This is a genomic window from Blautia hominis (genome assembly GCA_002270465.1).
Taxonomy (GTDB): Bacteria; Bacillota; Clostridia; order Lachnospirales; family Lachnospiraceae; genus Blautia; species Blautia hominis.
Map to the genome: position 1 here is coordinate 229,121 of NQOF01000007.1, position 19,347 is coordinate 248,467.

General features: G+C 46.6%; 18 protein-coding genes. 5 read left to right on the forward strand and 13 right to left on the reverse strand.

What is annotated here, in order from left to right:
• Position 1 precedes the first annotated feature (1 nt).
• On the reverse strand, positions 2-433 hold the full coding sequence (locus CI595_RS20965; RefSeq protein WP_095175562.1) for a DUF2752 domain-containing protein: 432 nt from the start codon (positions 431-433) through the stop codon (positions 2-4).
• A gap of 103 nt (positions 434-536) precedes the next feature.
• On the opposite strand from CI595_RS20965, the gene CI595_RS20970 reads away from it, so the two are divergent.
• Positions 537-1,313, forward strand: a complete 777-nt coding sequence (locus CI595_RS20970; protein ID WP_095175563.1) for a DUF975 family protein — start codon at positions 537-539, stop codon at positions 1,311-1,313.
• Between the two features lie 248 nt (positions 1,314-1,561).
• On the opposite strand, the gene CI595_RS20975 is transcribed toward CI595_RS20970, so the two are convergent.
• The 8 genes from CI595_RS20975 to CI595_RS21010 all read right to left on the reverse strand — a co-directional run bounded on the left by CI595_RS20975 (position 1,562) and on the right by CI595_RS21010 (position 10,376).
• Positions 1,562-2,305, reverse strand: coding sequence for a hypothetical protein (locus CI595_RS20975; RefSeq protein ID WP_095175564.1), 744 nt, complete (start codon positions 2,303-2,305; stop codon positions 1,562-1,564).
• A gap of 48 nt (positions 2,306-2,353) precedes the next feature.
• Positions 2,354-4,141, reverse strand: a complete 1,788-nt coding sequence (locus CI595_RS20980; RefSeq protein ID WP_095175565.1) for a COG1361 family protein — start codon at positions 4,139-4,141, stop codon at positions 2,354-2,356.
• Complete coding sequence (locus CI595_RS20985; RefSeq protein ID WP_095175566.1) at positions 4,138-4,827, reverse strand: ABC transporter ATP-binding protein; 690 nt, start codon at positions 4,825-4,827, stop codon at positions 4,138-4,140. The genes CI595_RS20980 and CI595_RS20985 overlap by 4 nt, the downstream gene beginning before the upstream one ends.
• A complete protein-coding gene (locus tag CI595_RS20990; protein WP_095175567.1) occupies positions 4,805-5,527 on the reverse strand; it encodes a hypothetical protein in 723 nt (240 codons plus the stop codon). The genes CI595_RS20985 and CI595_RS20990 overlap by 23 nt, the downstream gene beginning before the upstream one ends.
• Before the next feature lie 2 nt (positions 5,528-5,529).
• Positions 5,530-6,420 (reverse strand): hypothetical protein, encoded by an 891-nt coding sequence (locus CI595_RS20995; RefSeq protein ID WP_095175568.1) that lies wholly within the window; start codon positions 6,418-6,420, stop codon positions 5,530-5,532.
• Positions 6,420-7,892, reverse strand: a complete 1,473-nt coding sequence (locus CI595_RS21000; protein WP_095175569.1) for a DUF6034 family protein — start codon at positions 7,890-7,892, stop codon at positions 6,420-6,422. Before CI595_RS21000 ends, CI595_RS20995 begins: the two co-directional genes overlap by 1 nt.
• 421 nt (positions 7,893-8,313) lie before the next feature.
• Complete coding sequence (locus CI595_RS21005; protein ID WP_095175570.1) at positions 8,314-9,708, reverse strand: sensor histidine kinase; 1,395 nt, start codon at positions 9,706-9,708, stop codon at positions 8,314-8,316.
• Complete coding sequence (locus CI595_RS21010; protein ID WP_095175571.1) at positions 9,705-10,376, reverse strand: response regulator transcription factor; 672 nt, start codon at positions 10,374-10,376, stop codon at positions 9,705-9,707. The genes CI595_RS21005 and CI595_RS21010 overlap by 4 nt, the downstream gene beginning before the upstream one ends.
• Positions 10,377-10,716: 340 nt before the next feature.
• On the opposite strand from CI595_RS21010, the gene CI595_RS21015 reads away from it, so the two are divergent.
• The 4 genes from CI595_RS21015 (at position 10,717) to CI595_RS21030 (ending at position 14,541) form a co-directional block, all read left to right on the forward strand.
• On the forward strand, positions 10,717-12,045 hold the full coding sequence (locus CI595_RS21015; protein ID WP_158661476.1) for a sensor histidine kinase: 1,329 nt from the start codon (positions 10,717-10,719) through the stop codon (positions 12,043-12,045).
• Positions 12,046-12,049: 4 nt separating this feature from the next.
• The gene (locus CI595_RS21020; protein ID WP_095175573.1) at positions 12,050-12,787 is read left to right on the forward strand and encodes a LytR/AlgR family response regulator transcription factor; all 738 of its coding nucleotides are present in this window, start codon (positions 12,050-12,052) and stop codon (positions 12,785-12,787) included.
• A gap of 159 nt (positions 12,788-12,946) precedes the next feature.
• Positions 12,947-13,798, forward strand: a complete 852-nt coding sequence (locus tag CI595_RS21025; RefSeq protein ID WP_095175574.1) for an ABC transporter ATP-binding protein — start codon at positions 12,947-12,949, stop codon at positions 13,796-13,798.
• Positions 13,795-14,541, forward strand: a complete 747-nt coding sequence (locus CI595_RS21030) for an ABC transporter permease (RefSeq protein WP_095175575.1) — start codon at positions 13,795-13,797, stop codon at positions 14,539-14,541. Before CI595_RS21025 ends, CI595_RS21030 begins: the two co-directional genes overlap by 4 nt.
• Positions 14,542-14,584: 43 nt before the next feature.
• Here the strand turns inward: CI595_RS21030 and CI595_RS21035 are convergent, their stop codons facing one another.
• From CI595_RS21035 to CI595_RS21050, 4 genes are all read right to left on the reverse strand, one after another.
• Positions 14,585-15,295: a hypothetical protein gene (locus tag CI595_RS21035; protein WP_095175683.1), complete on the reverse strand. Its 711-nt coding sequence runs from the start codon at positions 15,293-15,295 to the stop codon at positions 14,585-14,587.
• A gap of 64 nt (positions 15,296-15,359) precedes the next feature.
• Positions 15,360-16,034: a nuclear transport factor 2 family protein gene (locus CI595_RS21040; protein ID WP_095175576.1), complete on the reverse strand. Its 675-nt coding sequence runs from the start codon at positions 16,032-16,034 to the stop codon at positions 15,360-15,362.
• Between the two features lie 57 nt (positions 16,035-16,091).
• The gene (locus tag CI595_RS21045) at positions 16,092-17,570 is read right to left on the reverse strand and encodes an FGGY-family carbohydrate kinase (protein WP_162291937.1); all 1,479 of its coding nucleotides are present in this window, start codon (positions 17,568-17,570) and stop codon (positions 16,092-16,094) included.
• A gap of 118 nt (positions 17,571-17,688) precedes the next feature.
• Positions 17,689-19,341 carry an ABC transporter substrate-binding protein gene (locus CI595_RS21050; RefSeq protein WP_095175578.1) on the reverse strand — a complete coding sequence of 551 codons (1,653 nt, stop codon included), beginning with the start codon at positions 19,339-19,341 and terminating at the stop codon, positions 17,689-17,691.
• Positions 19,342-19,347 lie beyond the last annotated feature (6 nt).

The window sequence follows — 19,347 nt, forward strand, 5'->3', positions numbered from 1 at the left end:
TTTACAATATATCAATTCCCCATACCAGCTTCAAAAGATTTCGCACCACCCACTGGATGAGTATAATGGCTGCTGCCAGATAAAGGTACAGGTCGCGGTAACGCATTCCCACTGCCAGCCTGCCCCTGGTCAGGTATTCTATGGTGTGGGAGATCATATACCAGGCAAAGACAACAGCAGTGTACACCACCACCGGATGACAGAGAAAGGATCTTACGATCTCCCCCCGGAAAAGGGCTGCACATGCCCTGGTACCTCCGCAGCCCGGGCAGTAATAACCTGTCAGCTCCCAAAAGATGCAGGGAAGGGAAAAGATTTTCATCTGCATAGGAAAGCCCTTGGTGACTCCTGCAAGGACTGCGGCGGCTCCAAGGAGCATCCACCCCAGTATATATAGACTTTTTTCTTCTTTTTTACTCATTCGCGGTTCCATTTTACCCTCTTGTAACCTGGTTTAGTTATGTTATAATAAGCATGATAACGTGCCGGAATTGCCGGCCATTTCCTTAAATACGAAAGAATGGAGATTTTATTTTATGAAAAGAAATTCTGCTGCTATAAAGCTGATCGCCCGTGAAAATCTCTCCGGCAGATACGGCACCCCCATGGCTGCGCTGCTCCTGATGTTTCTGTGCAGTCTTCTGCCTTCCATGTTGATCACTAGTACCATGAGCACTGCTACTGTCCTGGGGATCGTAACCACCCAGCTTCTCAATTATATGGTTTCCCTGCTGGTGGCTGTTGTGGGCGCAGGTTATGCCAAGCTTATGCTGAATATCAGCCGCGGTGAAGCTTTTGCGGTAAAAGACTTGTTCTTTGCCTTCTCACACCACCCTGACCGTTTCATTGTTGTCCACCTGATCCTGCTGGTTATACAGTTTATCTTTGCCCTGCCCTTTGACCTGCCGGGTTATATGAACAAGGACATGTCTGACAATGCCTTTCTGCTTCTCATGCTCTTCGGCAGTCTGACGAATCTGGCGGTGAACATGATACTTGGCCTGTTCTTCGGCCTTGCAGACTATCTTCTCCTGGACAACACGGACATGAGTGCCATGGAGGCAATGAGAGAAAGCCTGCGGCTTATGAAAGGAAATAAAGGACGTCTCCTCTACATGGACCTGAGCTTTATCCCCCTTATGCTGCTGAGCCTGCTTTCCTGCTATGTGGGATTTCTGTGGCTGACACCGTATATGAGAGCTGCCGGCGCTGTGTTCTATATGGACGTTACCGGTGAACTGGATACTCCCAGGCCGAAACCTGCGCCACAGGAGAATGACAGTTACAATCATTCATATTGGACCGGACAGTAATTATCATACATCCAATTTAAGAAGATAGCAATAATTGATAGGTTTTATACCGAAAAAAACAAAATACAACCATTCAGACAAGCGGAACCGTTACGCATCCGGCCATAAAAAAACATTTCACCATGGGCTGGGCGTCTGTTCATACGGTCTTGGCAGTACATGCGCAGACCTGTCTGAATCTTCACTAAAAACAGGCAGCAGAAGGTATGCTATGCAAACCTTCTGCTGCCTTAAACTATGGCAGGCATCTATAACGCCTCCGTGCGAAATCCCATCTCTTCTAAGTTTTTTATTACCGCATCAGCCTTTGACCTTCCCCGGATTTTTATATATACGGTCCTCACCTGTACGGTAGTTCCCGATAATGCCAAGATTTTCTTCCCGCTCTCATATGGTATATAGACCCGGCTTTCTATATCCTCCAAAACGGCGGCAAAAATACCTGTCTCCCTGTAAACTGCGGTCGTCTGTTTCCATCTCTCCTCATCTGCGGCTGTTCCCGGCTCTTGCGCTTCTCCTTGTACCGGAGAGATTTCTGCTGTCATTCCCAGACTTCGTTTTATAAGATCCTCTTTTTTCCCTTTTGTGATCTTGTACTGATTCTGATCCTTAAGGCCCTCCAGGGCCTGGGGTGTAAAATAAAGAGGGATTTTACTGCCTGCCTCCAGTTCCGTAAGACAGCGGTCTATTTTCAACGGAAAAATTTCCGTATCCACTGCACGCAGAGATACATCCATTTCATACTCTTCTATTTCCATATGTACAGGGATATCCAGAACTGCTGAGACAGCCTCCACTCCTTTTTGTTCCCATAATTCCGGCAGGAACGTATCCGGCATATCCTCCATATCACTGTATAGCAGATATTCAAATAACTCCTTGTCCTCCATATGGTTTTTTATCATACCGGCGCCGCACCATAACAATATTGCCGGCAGCAGCACGGACAATGCTATTTTATAAATACTCCCGTAAAGTCTTCTGCTTTCCAAAAGCGCTCCCCGCTTTCCCGACGCACTCCGGCAGTCCGTCCGGATGATCTATCCGCATCGTTTTTTCAGATTCCTGATTCTCATACTCTGAACAAAAAAACCTCCTATAAGCCCAGCCCCAAGCAGTACCAGGACGGACACCCACCACTGGTTGGTCTCCTCCTTCTTATCTGCTTTTAGACTCAATACCTTTGGAGCCTGTATCTCTGTTTCATAGGCAACACCCTGGCTGTAGGTCTGTCCGTATATATCCTCGTATTCCAGAACCAGGGTACCTTCTGTCTTCCCGTATTTTTCCCGGTCTGTTCCGCTCATCTCCTCATGAATAGATTCCATATTTCTGGCACCGGCATAGAGGGACAGATTCCCCTGCAGGCTCTGCCCTGCCTCCAAGGTTCCTGCATAAAAAGTCTGTACCGCAAATATTCCCCTGCCCTGTGAAGAAACCCTTACATTGTATACTGTGGATTTGCCGAGATTTAGGATCTGAAGGTCCGAGGATATGGTATCTGTGGAGTATATTTTCGCCGGAACCCTGTAATTTGCCAACGAAACCCGGGCCGGCTGCCGGATCCGGAGGGTGTATGTCTCGGTACCGGTATACGCCGTGCCCTTTTCATTCTCATATTCAAATGTAAACTTTACAGGTACATTCCCCTCTTTGGCGTTATCCTGTATCTGCAGTTCCTCCTTCCATACCACCGTTCCGCCCGGTCTTACCGACTCATAATATTCAGAAGTACGCCCAAATACAAGATTATTTCCCTCTCCCTCCTCGGTGATTGTCACCTTTGCATTACAGGCCGTAAATTCTTTGCTCTTATTGCGGAAGACCAGCTCTGCGGACTGGCTGCTGCCGGCATCTAAAATGCTCCCGTCCAGGCTGCACTGCTCCAGGATAAACTTCGGCTGATGCATGACTGCCTCTTCTGAAGCTTCACTGCTCTGCCCTCCTCCGCTGTCTCCTTCCGGCTCCATACCTGTTTCCTGCGAAGGCCCCTCTGCGCTTTCCTCCTCGTTCCCGGGAATCTCCCCATTCCCTGTCACATTGACAAAAACCACATATTCCAGGGATACAGGCTCCCCATTTTTATCAAATCCTTCTGCTTTTGCCTTAACGGGGTACTGCCCTTTTACCCTGGTTTCCTGCAGCAGTATATCCTCCGTATACAGATACACCTCCGTCGTTTCCCCGTCAAACGTAACAGTCTGCGGGTTGATATCTTTCTGATAGTTCTTGATCTGAAACGGTGCCTCCTTATCCCCGGCAAAATCCAGTGCAACGGTCAGGGTGTTGTCCTTCAGCTCACCATCTGCAGTGAAGGGAATCACAATCTTTACGTTATCCCCCTCCTCCACCGGGACGTACCCGTCCGCATAAGAATTTTCCATCCCCTCAAAAATGTGTCTGTTATCAATCCCAAGATGGACCTCCTCCTCCGGCTTTCCGGAACCGTCCTCTGTTTCCTTTTCTGCCGTTTCTTTTTCCTCAGCATCCCCCGGCTCTTTTTTGCTGTCTTTTTCTCCTGGCTCCTCTATTCCTGCTGCTGTCTCTGGATTGCCGGCCTCCCCTGTTCTTACGAACGATCCTGTTTTCCCTCTTCCCCCTGTTCTTACGATCGGCTCTGTTTTCCCTGCCTCCTCCATTCTTACAATTGGCTCTGTTTTCCCTGCCTCCTCCATTCTTACAATCGGCTCTGTTTTCCCTGCCTCCTCCATTCTTACGATCGGCTCTGTTTTCCCTGTCTGTACCTGTCCAAACACGGTCAGTCCACCCGGCACGGCCAAATACACTGCCAGGATCACAGCAGTTATTCCCTGCAGTCTCCTCCTCATGTCATACACTCCCTTTCCTGCACCGTCTCCCCTGCCATATGCCGCAGGATACCTGCATCCATCTCATATACCTCGTCACACAGTATTTCTATATCCGTGCTGTTGTGGCTTGCCAGTAAAATGGTCTTTCCTCTCCTCTTCAAATCCAGCAATATAGATCTTATGTCAACCACACCGCTTTTATCCAGTCCGTTAAATGGTTCATCCAGAATCAAAAAGTCAGGATTTTCCATGATCGCCTGGGCTATGCCGAGGCGCTGCCGCATACCAAGGGAATATTTTGCCACAGGCTTTTTCAAATCCGGGTCAAGTCCCACTCTCTGCAATACCTCTCTTATCTCCTTCACAGAAATTTTCCGGTTCAGATCTGCCAGGATCTCCAGATTCTTTATGCCTGTATATTCAGTCAAAAAACCGGGTGTTTCAATAATAAGCCCCAGGCTTTCGGGAAAATCTGTGTCCCTGCCGATATATTTTCCTCCCACCCGGATGCTGCCGGACGTAACGGGGAGAAAACCGCAGATACATTTCATGAGGACCGTCTTGCCGGAACCGTTATTCCCCACAATGCCATAGACCTTTCCCCTGCGCATGGTCATGGTTGTCTCTTTTAACACAAGCTCATTCCCGAATTTCTTCGTCACCCTGTCCACTGCCACATACTCAGATATCCCTGCATCTGTCATATAACATCCCTCCATATAGAAACATCAGCAGCATAAGCAGTAATAGTAAAAATGCCCACAGTCCAATACCGTCCTTTCCCCAGTCACCTGCCGCCTTTATCCACGACTGCGGGTCTATGACATAAATCTTTTCCAGGTACCGTTCATGGAGTATCGTCAGAAGATAATATACCGCAAAGGGTATGCCGTATGCCATGTACACAGAGCCGGACAGAAGCGCCATAATGCCGCTTAGATCCGCCAGTACGGCGGACACCAAAAACAGCCTTGCCATGGTCCGCAAAAGGGGGATCATAAGTTCCCATCTCCACTCTGCTTTCAGCTCCAGGGGAAAGAAAAGCACAAAATACAACAGCAGAGTTATAAGAACAGCCAATACCCACCCAAAACAGCCGCTGCATGTGGTCGTGATGACCCTGTCCTCCACAAAATCCTTTTTCCCCTTCCGGGCCACATAAAACCCCAGAAATCCGGAAGCCTTTTCCCCGATCCATACATCCCCGTAAGGCAGTACAGCCACAACAGGTACCAGAAAGATGACGGTTTTGGAGGTCAATGCCTCTGCCACCATGCCATACCAGCTCCCGCCGGGAAAAGGACTGTCAAACGCAGGGAATTTCGTTCCTGCCACCAGTCCCGCCACGGCGAGAAACACTGCCAGCCAGGTTGTCCTCCGCCCCATCATACGCTTACTGTCCATACTTAATACCCCATAAAAGTAAAATTATAACGCTTCAATGCCCGGCAGGATAAAAGACCCAATACCGCCAGAAGGACAAGAAAAAGGACAGACGACTGAAAGATCGTAGGCAGCTTGTCATATCCAAAGCTGTGCCCCGGGTAAGATGCGTGGTTCAGGGGACTGATCCAGCCTGTCAGCACATTTACTTTATACCGCTCATGTTTTTCCAGACCCAGGATTCTGGCTATGATGTCCGGTTCCAGCAGGAATCCATACAGACTGTAAAAAATCCCTGCAAAGATTCCCTTTGTCCTTCCAAACCGCAGATTGACCACCAGCATCAGAAAACAAAGTGTCCAGGAATAAAACAACATCAGCACCAGTGTCTGCAGCATGCATTCATAAGGCGTAATACTCTCCATTGCCTTTACACTGGCCGGAATCCCCATAGAATCTCCAAGTTCCGAGTAGGCGAGACGCACCGCTGTTTCGCTCCATATATTTCCCGGAAACGTGTACTTCTGGCACAAAATGATCGTCACAGACATAATAAATGCCGCATAAAGGATCGTCCCCAAAGCAATATAGAAAAACTGTGCTGCCATCCACTGCATCCTTTTCATTCTGGCCAGGTAAAAAGGAGTTACGGGACCCGCCTTCGGCACATCGGAAAACATGAGTATCAGGAGAAGAGAGGCAAGCAGCACATTGGTACCGTCTCCAAAGGTCCAAATAAATGGTTCCGCAGCCTGCATGGATGTTTCATAATGCTCTGCCACCCGGATCACCCTCTCACTTAATAAAAAACAAAGGACAACCGCAAGCAGGAAGGTGAGTATGATCCTGGTATTCTTAAAAAATCCCAGAAAATTAAAACGGATCACTGCCTTTATTTTCCCCGGACCGTTCATCAGTAACCAAGGCCCCTGTCAATGATCGTGCCGTCGATGGCATTGATGGTGAACAGGCTGTTGTTGGGAATGGAGGACGCATCCCGGGTGCCCTCCTGGTCATTCAGGGTCATTTCCGAATTTCCGAAAAAGTCCCAGACCGGGACTAAAAGCCCGCTGCGGCTGTCCTGTGCCGGACTATAGATCCTGGTATAACCCAGTGTTATCCTGTCCACAGTTACCTTGTATTCCTTCAGATATTCATTGTCCATTTGGCTGGATACTTTGTACTGCATCATCTCTGTATAAATCTGTTTGATCTCCTCAAAGTCTAAAAGCTTCACATTCTCCACCTGAGTTTTGCCTATTTCATAGGGGCTGACATAAGATAACTCCTCCAGTCCATTTTTAGAGACCACGATCTTCAGTGTCTCATATGTCCATGGTTCTATGGTACTGTCCATATCCTCCAGTCCGCCGCCTTCCGACAATGTGTAGATTATGGGTGTGCTTCCAATTTGTCTGGTATAATAGAACATATAACCTGTATTGGAAACCTGCACTTCTTCCCCCTCGTTTCCACGGTACATATATACCGCATAATCCCATGAACCAATATCCATGTCTGACACGCCAATAGCCGATATCTTATCATCCGCTATTTTTTTTGCTTCCTCATAGGAGATTCCTGCGGAGGACTTTATCTCATCCTCTGATCCGATCTGGGATATAATATCATCTTTGGCAAACTGATACTCTCCCCATCCGGCTCCCGGCTGTGCTGCCTCATTTTCCCCGTAATGGCTGACTCTGACCCTGATCGAATCACCTGACCCCTCAAAGATACGGTAAAAATATGGCTCCGGTGTTTCCACAACCCCGCTAAAGGACTCAAATCCGCTTTCATCCACAGCCAAAAGAGGGGATACTTCCTTCTTTTCGGCGGTCTCCGGGGCCTCTGCATATGCGGCCTCCAATTCTTCCAGCATATTCTGAAGGTTTTCTTTGGATATCTCTTCCTCATCCTCTGACTCTGTACTGGCCTGGGCCATTTCTGCCTTTATTTTATTTATTTCCTTTTGACAGTCATCCTTTGTCATAACAAAATAGGAATCAGAGCTATATATCTTTCCCTCCGGGAACAGCCCCTGGGTGATCCTATCCATAAAATCCTGGGTGAGCGGTACAGCGCTTACTTCTATTGTGGAAAATCCCGGGGCTTTTGGCAGTTCTATGACAGCATCCGTGGTTAACGTGACTTTTCCGTCCTCCAGAACGATCTCATCCTGAAATCTCTCCGGCACGCCCAGTTTTTCCCGCAATCCCTGCTGCTCCTCCCCGGATTCCTCCCGGCTCTCGTCCTCCTCGTACTGCTCTATGGCCTCCCTGCCCTTTGGCTTTACGATCACAGAATCCGGTGTCTCCTGGCAGCCGCCAAGCAAAACAGCCCCGGATAACAGAACCGTCAAGATACAAGTGCTTTTTTTATTCATTTTTCTCCTCCCTTGCCCTTTCCTGTAACGGTTCAGCCGTCTGAACTGTCACATGCATCCAGTCATTAAATATGGCTTTGCCATGGGCCGGATGCTTACTGCCGCCATGCATACAGCCAGCGCAGTGAGTGCGCAGACCTGCCTGAACTGTTACCCTTTCACTCCTTCTATATTAACGTATGGGATGTAAAAATACCGCACCGACTTGTAACCAATTTGTAAACATATGTGATGATTCGGCAGGCCTGTGCAATCACTGCGCTGAATCCAAGAAGGGCTTCAGCTTAGCCTGATGTGATTTCTGTTCGTCAGACCAGAGTTTTGCCCATGGATCCGGGACTTGCACCCCTTAGAAACATGCGCTGCCGGGCGCACAACATATAATGGTGCGGCTGCCTTTCGGCCTCCGCACCATTACTCTTTATCTGCTATCCTGTTCCCAAAGGAAACTTACCTTCGTCCCCTCCCCCAGCCAGCTTTCAATGACCAGCCTGCCATTATGAAGTTCCGCGATCTTTCTGCAAAGGGAAAGTCCCAGGCCGGAACCGCCTGATGCCCTTGCCCTTGATTTATCTACCATATAAAAGGCCTCCTGTATTTTCCCGATCTCTTCTTCTGGTATCCCGCTCCCCTCGTCCCTCACGGAAATACCTTTTTCCCAGGCCTCTATCTCTATGCATCCCCCCTCATGGGAAGCCTTACAAGCATTATCCAGGAGATTCATGAGCAGGCTTGTGATCAAATCCTCATCCATCAAATGACACAGCTTCTCACCGGTCATCTTGACTGTCAGAGACAATCCTTTTTCTTTCAGGCGGAATGTCATGAGACTCTTCACATTTTCCAAGAGTGTTTTCATCTGTACATTTTTCTTTTCTATGGTCTTCTCCCCATCTTTATAAAGCCCTGTCAGCTCCAGCATTTTTGCTGAAAGCCTGGACAGCCTTCTGGACTCACTGCCGATATATAAAAGTGCCTTTTCTTTCTCTTCCTGCGGCAGACGCATTTTTAAAAGGATATCCGAATAGCCGATGATGGCCGTCATGGGAGTTTTCAGTTCATGGGCAAGGCTTCCCATTAGCTGAAGCTGGCGCTCATTGGTATGGGCCAGTTCTTTTATATGTTCCTCAACCTTATCAGCCATGCGGTTAAAATCCTCACTGATCTCTCCTATCTCATCCCGCCTCCTGACCTTGATCCGGGACTCATAGTTTCCCCCTGCGATCTCATCTGCGGAGTCTTTCAGGCTGTAGATCGGTCTCATGACCAGCCGGATGACAACCACCAGGATAACAGCAATAAATCCTGTCAATAAGAACGCTGCCGCCAGCCCCTGGAAAAACATTTTCTTACTGTTATTATGGATCTCCGTCACATCCTTGTAATGCCATACATCATAATTCTGCCTTGGCCCTATGTCCAGCCGCTTTCCCATGACCAGAAGATATTTTCCGTCCATGTTAATCTCATAGAATGGGTCCATATTCTCCGTGCCGGTATCTTCGTAGTCATACGGGGTCATGTTGAAAATCTCCTGCCCATCCTCATAGACTGCATATTCCAGACCCAGATACTCCTTACTTCCGCTTCTCATAATACGCTGTTTCATTTCCTCAGACATGGATAAAAAATCAAAGGAACCTTCCGCATACTGTCTCAGGGCTTTTAATCTGTTGTCAAATATGGCATACTCATATTTGCTGATCCGTTCCAACTGATCTTTTTGGGAAATATAAAGCATAAACAGGGAAAAGCTCTGGGACAGCACCAGCATAGCTGCCACACAGACCAGGCAGATTTTGGTCCGCAGCTTCATCCCCCCACCTCCAGACGGTACCCGATCCGCGGTACGGTCCTGATCATATCCTGCCAGCCTAATTTTTTGCGGATTCTGGCAACATGTACATCCACGGTCCTTGTCTCACCTTCAAATTGGATTCCCCAAAGTTCATTTAATATCTGCTCTCTTGTGAGGGCTATGTTTTTATTCTTTATGAACAGCATAAGGCAGTCAAATTCCATGGGTTTCAGGATCAGTTCCTCTTCCCCTTTCATTACCCTGCGTTCTTTTACATAGACGGTCACATCCCCAATCCGGATCTCATCATCGTTTTTCTGATGCCGTTCCAGGACCTTTTCTATTCTTACCAGCAGTTCCAGGATTTCAAAAGGTTTCACAATATAATCCTCCGCTCCCTCTTTCAGCCCTTTCACTTTGCTGCCCACCTCACCTTTGGCGGTGAGAAAGATAACAGGGATCTCCCTTTTACTGCAATAGGGGAGCAGTTCAAATCCATTCCTTCCCGGAAGCATGATATCCAGCAAAGCCAGGTCACAGCTTACATCGTCCGTACTGCACAAAAATTGCTCCGCCCGGCTGCCGTCATAAAAACGATGCACTTCATAACCTGCGGTTTCCAGACTTATTGTGATCAGATCGTTGATGGCAGCCTCATCTTCCACTACCAGTATTTTTGATTTCATGGGGATTCCTCCATTTTCGATTACAGCGGTTTTATAAGGAACTGTTGTTTTCATCATTGTAGCCTAATATGCGGGAGATTTCAATTTTTTTCATTGACTGACATCTTTTCCTTTATTGACGCATGTAACAGTTCAGACAAGCTGAACCGTTCCGCATCCGGACATTAAAAATCGCTTGGCCATGGGCCGGATGCCTGCTGCCACTACTTTTTCATACGGTCAGCGCAGTAAATGCGCAGACCTGCCTGAACTGTTATTGACGCATTGCTTTTCACACTATATACTGGGACTGTATTGTAAAATTGTCATGGTATTCTATTATATAAAGGTGGTGAATCGTATGATATATGGCCTTCTCACTTATTTGGCCGCCAGTTATTTTACGGAAGCTGTCATCTATTTTTTGAGCTGCAGGCTTCTGGGTCGCAAAATCCTCTGGATAAAACTTCTGCTGACCGCTCTGGCCGCAGACATAATAGTAGCTCCTGTTGTCTATCTGGGATTGTATGGTAATATTATAACAGGTATTCCCCTTCCCTTATTATCTTATCTTCTGGATATGTTTGTTCTGACAGTTAATATTCTTTTCCTATATTTTGTGGCAGAACGCAATTTCAAAAGAATAATGATCGCCGTACCCTTTGCCTATTTCACGTTCTACCAGACTTATCTGATCACCTGCTTTTTTATTCCTTACAGATATGAACTGGGTTCCATGGTAAATCAATGTATCTCCATTACGTTATTGCTTCTTTTTACTTTTTTCATGGGAAAGCTGATCGTAAAAACAGATGCGGCAACCTTTGTAGATTACTGCACCAGGAAGAAAAAACATAGCATCCCGGCAGCACTGACCGGACTTTTTCTGGCAGGTGCCCCTCATTATCTGATCGTGCTGTCCATGGCTGATATGAATTATAATACTCTGCTGACCATGATAGGAATGACTCTGCTTTTGTCCTTCACGGTATTCTTTCGATTTCTCTCAAAGAATGTTATCCTCGAAGAGACGGAAAAAGCACAGGCCGGTATCATTGCCCAGCAGACTGCATACATTCAAAACCTTGAGGAAATCCAAAAGGATGTCCGGGTGTACCGCCACGATTTCAAAAATATGATGTCCGGAATGTATCTGGATGTAAAAGAAGGAAAGACAGAGGCACTGGAACAGTACATGCAGCATATGCTCAATGAATTTGACCATACCATCGGTGCTAAAATCCAGACCGCCAACCAGATCATGAATATTGAGATCATAGAGTTAAAAAGCCTGTTAATGGCTAAACTCTCTCAGCTTGATACCCTGAATATCCCCTGGCACCTGGAAGTCTTGTACCCGGTCAGGGCGTGCCGCATGAAGATCCGGGATCTGCTGCGCTGTATTGGCATTCTGACCGACAATGCCATGGAGGCGGCAAAAACTGCGCAGGGTGAGGTGGACATTATGATCACTGCCCAGAATGACTGTGTGATATTCTTAGTCTCCAACCCCGTGGAGGGTGAGGTGGACATGAACAGGATCTGGCAGAAAGGATGGTCCACCAAAGGCAGCGGACGGGGGCTTGGCCTGTACAGCTACAGAGAGATCACCGGACAATATCCCAATGTAAGCTGTTCCACCTTTTGCCGCGGCGGACGTTTCTGCCAGGAATTAAGAATAGAGGGATAAAATTATGGTTCAGATATTATTATGTGATGATGACGACAGAATCCGGGAAGAAATTGCCCGCTGCATCAAAAGCCAGATATTGATCATGGAGTATGACATGCAGATCGCCCAAAGCTGCCAAAGCCCGGTGATCCTGTTGGAAGAACTTAAACAGATGGAAGAGAAAAGAAATATCTATTTCCTGGATGTGGACCTGAAACACCCGGAATACGACGGCTTTCTGCTTGGCAGGAAAATCAGGGATACCGACCCATACGGAACCATTGTCTACATAACAAGCTTTGGGGATTTGGCTTATAAAACCTTTCAGTATCATGTAGAGGCCTTTGACTATATTGTAAAAGACAATATTAATGAACTTTCCTCCTCCATTGCAAAATGCCTGGCCTCCATACAGAGCCGCCTTGTGAGTGAAAAAACGGACCCTGTGGAATACTACACTTTTAAGACGGGAGATACCATACGGCATATCCCCCTGGATGATATTTATTACTTTGAAACCTCCACAAAATCACACTTTGTCATTCTCCACGGAAAAAATGAACACATGGAATTTCTGGGAAATCTCAGTACCATCGAAAAAGGGCTGGAGGAACATTTTATAAGGATCCACCGCTCCTATCTGGTGGCGCTCAACAAAATTGAGCAGGTGGACCTAAAACATAACACCGTCACCGTTGCCGGGGAAGTATGTCCTGTGGCAAGAAAAGAGAAATCAAAGCTGCTGGAGCGCATGAATTAACAAAAATTCATGTGTTCTTTTTTTGTAACAGTTCAGCTCGTCTGAACTGTTACTTTTTTTTGCCGTTTGGGAAGCGGCAAATACCATTTGGGAAGTGGGAAACAATTTTATCTATGATTATGGTATTGTCAGAGCAGAAAGAAAAGGAGGCATACGCATATGGACAGAGAATTTATCAGACTGGAACATATTTCAAAAAAATACAGAGATGAACTGGTTTTAAAAGGTATTGACGCAAAGCTGCATGAAGGGGAAATCCTTGGTTTCCTTGGTCCCAGCGGTGCCGGAAAGACCACTACCATTAAGATCATAACCGGACAGTTAAGGCAGACCTCCGGTGAGGCATATATTCTGGGTATTAATTCTAAAAATATAGATGAGACCATTTATGAGCAGATTGGGATCGTCACGGACAACAGCGGTGTCTATGAATATCTCACTGTATATAAGAACCTGGAGTATTTTGCTAAAATCCTGAAAGTAAAGAAAAACAGAATAGCGGAAGTCCTGAAACAAGTAGGCTTGTATGAGCACAAGGATAAGCCGGCAGGAAAGCTTTCCAAAGGACAGACCCAGAGGCTGGTCCTTGCAAGGGCTGTACTGCATGACCCGAAAGTGCTGTTTTTGGATGAACCCACCTCGGGCCTGGACCCTTCCACGGCCATTGAAATCCATAAAATGCTGCTGGAACTGAAAAAGCAGGGCATGGCAATTTTCCTGACCACCCACAACATGGAGGAAGCCACAAAATTATGCGACCATGTGGCTCTCCTGAACGAGGGGATCGTGGTGGAATACGGCTCTCCCAAGGAAATCTGTCTGAAGCATAATGTCACTAAAAAATATGCTGTGCGTCTGGATGACGGTACCGAATGTCTCCTGGAACAGAATCAGGATAACATTGAAAAGATCAATGCCTGGATGGCGGAAAACAAAATTGAAACGCTTCATTCCTGTGAACCTACACTGGAGAGCGTATTTTTGCATGTAACAGGGAGGGAATTATCATGAAAACTTTACATATGAACAAGATTATGGCTATTGCCCAGATAAAGACCAAGGCGTTTATGGGAAAGAACTGTATCATCATGCCATTATTTGCACTGGGATTCACCCTGATGATGCGCTTTCTCTACGGAAATATGCGAAGCGGCAGTGCATCCCCGGAATTTTTAAACGGCTATGCCCTGAGCATGGGGCTTGTCATGAATATCGGCATGTGCGGCATTTACTGCACCAGTCTTTTGCTGGCTGAGGAAAAGGAAAAGAATACCCTGCGTGTACTGATGACTTCCTCGGTGAATGGACTGGAGTATGTTATCGGATGCATCCTGCCCGTGTTCGCGGCAACGGTGATCCTGAATTATGTGCTTATGCCCATCAGCGGCTATCTCATCACCGGGAAGAACCTTGTTTTCTTTTCCATTGTCACTGTCCTTTCTTCCCTGATCAGCTGTATCATCGGGATGCTGCTTGGCATCTTCGCAAAAAATCAGGTGAGTGCGGGAACCATTACCACACCGGTATTGCTCATACTTATGATGGTGCCTATCTTTTCCGGTTTTGTGGATATACTGGAGAAGGTTTCAGGAATGCTTTTTACGGGGATTCTTATGGATATGATCATGGATATTGTCTCCGGTAAAAGCCGGGTCCTGCATGGGGGGAGTATTGTGGTGTTGGCAGTTGAGGCGGTGTTGGCGGTTGGATTGTTTGTGGTCTTTTATAGAAAGAACGGTTTTGAAAAAGATTAAGCCTCTACCTATGACCACCAGATTTTCTGGTGGTCATGACTACTTATACGATACTCCAACATACAGCTTCTTCCTCATCTAAATTCACATACAGCCAGCCCTCCTCCAAATCTCCTGGATATTTTTCAAAGGTATCCTTTCCCGGTGGCTCCGGCACTGGTTTCCTGATTCGATCTCTGCCATAAGCAAACTTCCCGGCTGCCTTCCTATCCTGCTCTTTTGTCAAAGGCGGACGGCAGTTTGTTGTCTGCATATCTTCAACCCATCCTTTATGCAAATCAGCTTTTGTTGTTCTTTGCCATCCCCTTAGAAACAGTTTCCACTCTCCCTTCCCATCCCGGACACAAATTGTAGGCATCATTCCCAGACTTATGATTGCCATTGGATGTTCTCTGCATTTCGAGAGCGCCTCCATCCCAAAAGACCACCACAATCCTCTGGCTGCCGTATGTGTTTTGTTGATCTCAATAACAGGTGTCGCAGCCGGATGTATCAGCATATTTCCTTCCAGATTATCCACCACCGGTTTCGCCTCAAATTCCCTCAGCCCCTTCTCATCAAAGTCCGGATGGTGAACTGCCATCAGCTCCCTCCGCTTTTCCCCTATATGCTGGTCATCATGAAACAGCATTAACTGTGCTCTCAGATTTTGAATCTCCCACATAGACATAAGCCTGTCTGCTTCCGTCTCCAGCTCTATAAATTCTGTGTCACTCAACGCCTCAAAATCATCATATATAAACTCTGTATCCATAAACCTTCCTCCATATCCAATCTGTAACCGTTCCGCTTCCATAGCAGGCTTTATCCTTCTCCGGTCACTTTGTCTTATCTCTGCAAAGCATCCAGTTATCATCCGTCCAGGTATCATAAGGACGCGGACAGGGCGGAATACCGTCACGGATACTCAGGGGGGTATAAGGATTATGATAGGTACTTGGTTTAGAAAGAGGATGCATGGCAGTGTTGGGCCGGTTGACCAGGCTGGTGTCATCTGCCCATCCTTTGTGATAATCACACTTTATCCACCTGAAATAGTGAACATGCCAAAGTTTCCACTCTTTTTCCTCCCATATAAAATCCACTGCAACAGCCCCCCACACCCATAATGCCTGTGGGTCTTTGCTACCCATGGGAACGCTTGCCGCGCCTGCGGTCCACCATACCCCGCGTGCGGTCTGCAGATCCCCGGCCACCTCTATCATAGGACTGGTAAGCTGGATATCCAGCATGTCACCCGGCTCGGCTTCTCCGCCAAATACCATATTTAAAATTGCCTTCACACCTTCTCTTCCCTGGAACAGACCTTCGTCTGCAATCTCACAGGAAATATCCACGCGCTCTGAAAAATATGCATATATCTTCTGGACCTGCTTAAAATTACAGGCTGCAGCACATCTTCCCATCAGATTCTGTATCTCACGGTATGCTGTTAATTTTTTCATGGACCGGAAAACTCTTTCTTTCCGTTCTTCACTTATTTTATCTGTCATCTGTCTCCTCCCTGACATGCTATTCTTGGCATATTTAATCCCTGATCATGTTCCTTATCATCTATATATCTTTTGATATAATTCCTGCATCTTTCCTTTTTTCTTTTGGTACTCTTCAAATCTGGTCATTCTTGGCTTGAATACTTGGGTGTTCTCTGCACCTCTTATAATATGAAAAGCTTCCTCAACAGAAGAATACACACCCATTTCGGTCAATACCGTCATCAGCGCCCCCAGGGCTGTGGATTCACTGTCCTCCATATGATAGAGCTTAAGCCCGTATATGTCAGCCTGCATCTGGTTCATAACCCTGCTGTTTGTCAGACCTCCGCTGATATATGCTTTCTCTATGGGGCAATATTTCTCAAACTCCTCCAGGTTATTGGCTATCTCAAGGAAAATCCCTTCAACTAAAGACTGCAGAATTTCAACGCGGGTATGTTTTAGTGCGATTCCTTCAAATACGGCCCTGGAATCCGGATTCCAGTCAGGGGTGCTTCTTCCCTGAAAATATGGAAGTATTAGGATCTCCCCCACTTTTTCCAGGCTGCTTTTTTCCAGTTCCCGGTTGATCCGCCTATAATCAATTACCCCATCCGCCCAATCGTAAAAGGTATGGCAGAACCAGTCAAAAGCAGAACAGCAGGTCAGTACATTGGCTTCTATGATATATTTGTCATTTACAGCTGCGCAGTTACAGATCATGTTCTCGGACAATTGTTCCGGCACCTTCTCCACTGCTGCCACCAAAAAACCGCCTGTCCCTGTAACTATGGATGCTGTTCCTGGGACAAATGCCCCCTGTCCCACCGCCGCACACTGCTGGTCACCTCCCGCGCTGATAACCGGAGTACCTACCGTAATCCCTGTATCTGCGGAAAACTCTGCCGTCACCTTTCCCACCATACTTCCCGGCTTTAGAAGATCACATAATTGTTCCCTCCTTATCCCGAATATATCCAGCAGCTCTTCATCCCACGCTCTTTCTCTCAGGTTCATGAGATTTGTGCGGCTCCCATAGGTATGATCCGTCAAATAACTTCCTGTCATCTTATGCATAATAAATTCCGGAATATTTAAAAATTTATAGACATCCTTATAGATATCAGGACAGTTTTCTTTTATCCAGGTCATACGGCTTCCTGAAAAAACAGTGTTTATCTTTGCTCCGCTCTTCCTGATCAGGATCTGGTTATATTTTTCAAGTCTTCTGCAGATATCGCTGTTTCTAGTGTCCTGCCACATAACAGTATCCATAAGAGGTGTTCCAGTTATGTCAACCGGAATCACAGAGGAGCGCTGGGCTGTTACCGCTATGGCATCGATTTTCTCGTTGATCTGAACCGCCTCATTATTTATTTTTTCGCAGATTTTTACGGTATATGCTTCCCACTGTCCTCTCGGCTGCTCCACCCAGCCGCATGCCTTTTTAACCGGTTCATATTTAAATTGCGCTAAGCTAAGGTTGCGCCCTGCTTCGTCATAAAGAATCCCCCTCATGCTGGAAGTACCAATGTCTATGATCAATGTATTCATATCTATCTCCCGTACATTCACATTTCTATAAATAACAGAAATCATGCACCGCAAGTTTTCTATTATCCTGAATAATAATTCCGGGGCAACACATGCCCCGGAACCACAGTTTTTCCGCCTATTCAGTAAAATATGCTTTGGTTATATCCATCTGCGTCCACATGCGCGTCACGTCGTGCAGCTTCGTACTCATAATAGTATAAACACCGCTGTTCTGTACCGGACACCACCACAGATATTCATTAAAATATTTTTCTTCCAGTTCTGCGGTCATAGTCTTGATCTCTGAATTGTCTGTTGACTGCATCAGCTTAGAGCCCAGTTCATATGCTTCCTGATACCCTTCTGCCGGAAGTACACCTGCATGCATGCTGTCATCTACATACCCGTCTGCGAACCATGCACCGATAGTTGTGGCATATGGCACCTCAGGTGAAGTGATGGATAGATCCCAGCTTCCGTCTGTGGCATTCTGAAGAGATTTGAAAGTTGCCGGCTCGTACACATTGATATCTACATCCACATTGATCTCTTTTAACTGGTTTGCCAGGATTTCTGCAATTTTCTGATAATATCCGCTGGCATTGTGCGTAATCAGAGTCAGAGTCACTCCGTCTTCCAAACCAGCCTCTTTCATCAGTTCTTTTGCCTTTTCCAGATTTGTCTTATACGGCCAGGAATCTTTATCATATACTGTCAAATCCTGATAGCTGATTCCATGCATACTGTAGCAGAGAGACCCCCACCCGTTAAAGGTTCCGTCAGATATCTCTTCCCTGTTCATTGCATACATGATTGCCTGACGAAGCTGAAGCGGCTGCAGTTTTTCCGAAGCCATATCAAAATAAATACTGTATGTTTGTACACTGGGCACATATAAGGTGCTGAACTGGTCACCATAGGCTCCGTCCTCTACACTGGTGTAATCCGTAAAATCCGGGCTTGTAATCATATCAACACCCCCAGACTGCAGTTCCATCATTGCCACGGACGGTTCTGCAAAGAACCTGCAGATAACATGATCGATAACCGGCTTTTCCCCATAATATTCGTCAAATACAGACAGCGTAACAGAATCTCCCGATACCCACTGGTCAATTTTATAAGGACCACAACTCACAAAACCTTCTGTAAAGAAGACACCTTCGCTGCTGCTGCTTTCACATGCCTCTTTGCTGTAAATCGGCCGTGTTGCAATCCTGTTTAGAAGAACGGTTCCCGACGAACGCAGTTTGAAATATACCGTATAGTCATCTACTGCCTTTGTATTCTCAAAATCCACGGATGCATATTCTTTGGATGTCTGATATTTTTCAAGGCAGAATATAACATCATCTGCATGAAGCTCTGTCTGGTCATGCATCTTTATGCCTTCTCTCAGATGAAATGTTATTCCAAGATTATCCTCATCCCATTCATATGACTCTGTAATAGAACCCTCCGTTACAAGTTCTGCAATACCATCGTTATTTTCATCCACCTGCTTCAGCAGCGTAGCCCCGATCATGGAAAGGAGCTGATATGCAGAATCTGTCATACCACCGTTCATAAAATCAAGTGTAGTTATGGAATTCCCCATGCCGATCGTCAATGTATCTTTTGCTGTTGACCCTCCGCCTGCTGTCTCCTCCTCTGTGTTTCCGGTCTGTTCCCCCGCTTTTCCTGCAGGTGCGTCTGGGTCTTTTTTCTCTGAACTCGAATCACCGCATCCCATTATTCCTGCCGCCAAACATGCTGCCAGTGCTACCGCCCAAAACCTTCTTCCTTTCATTACGTT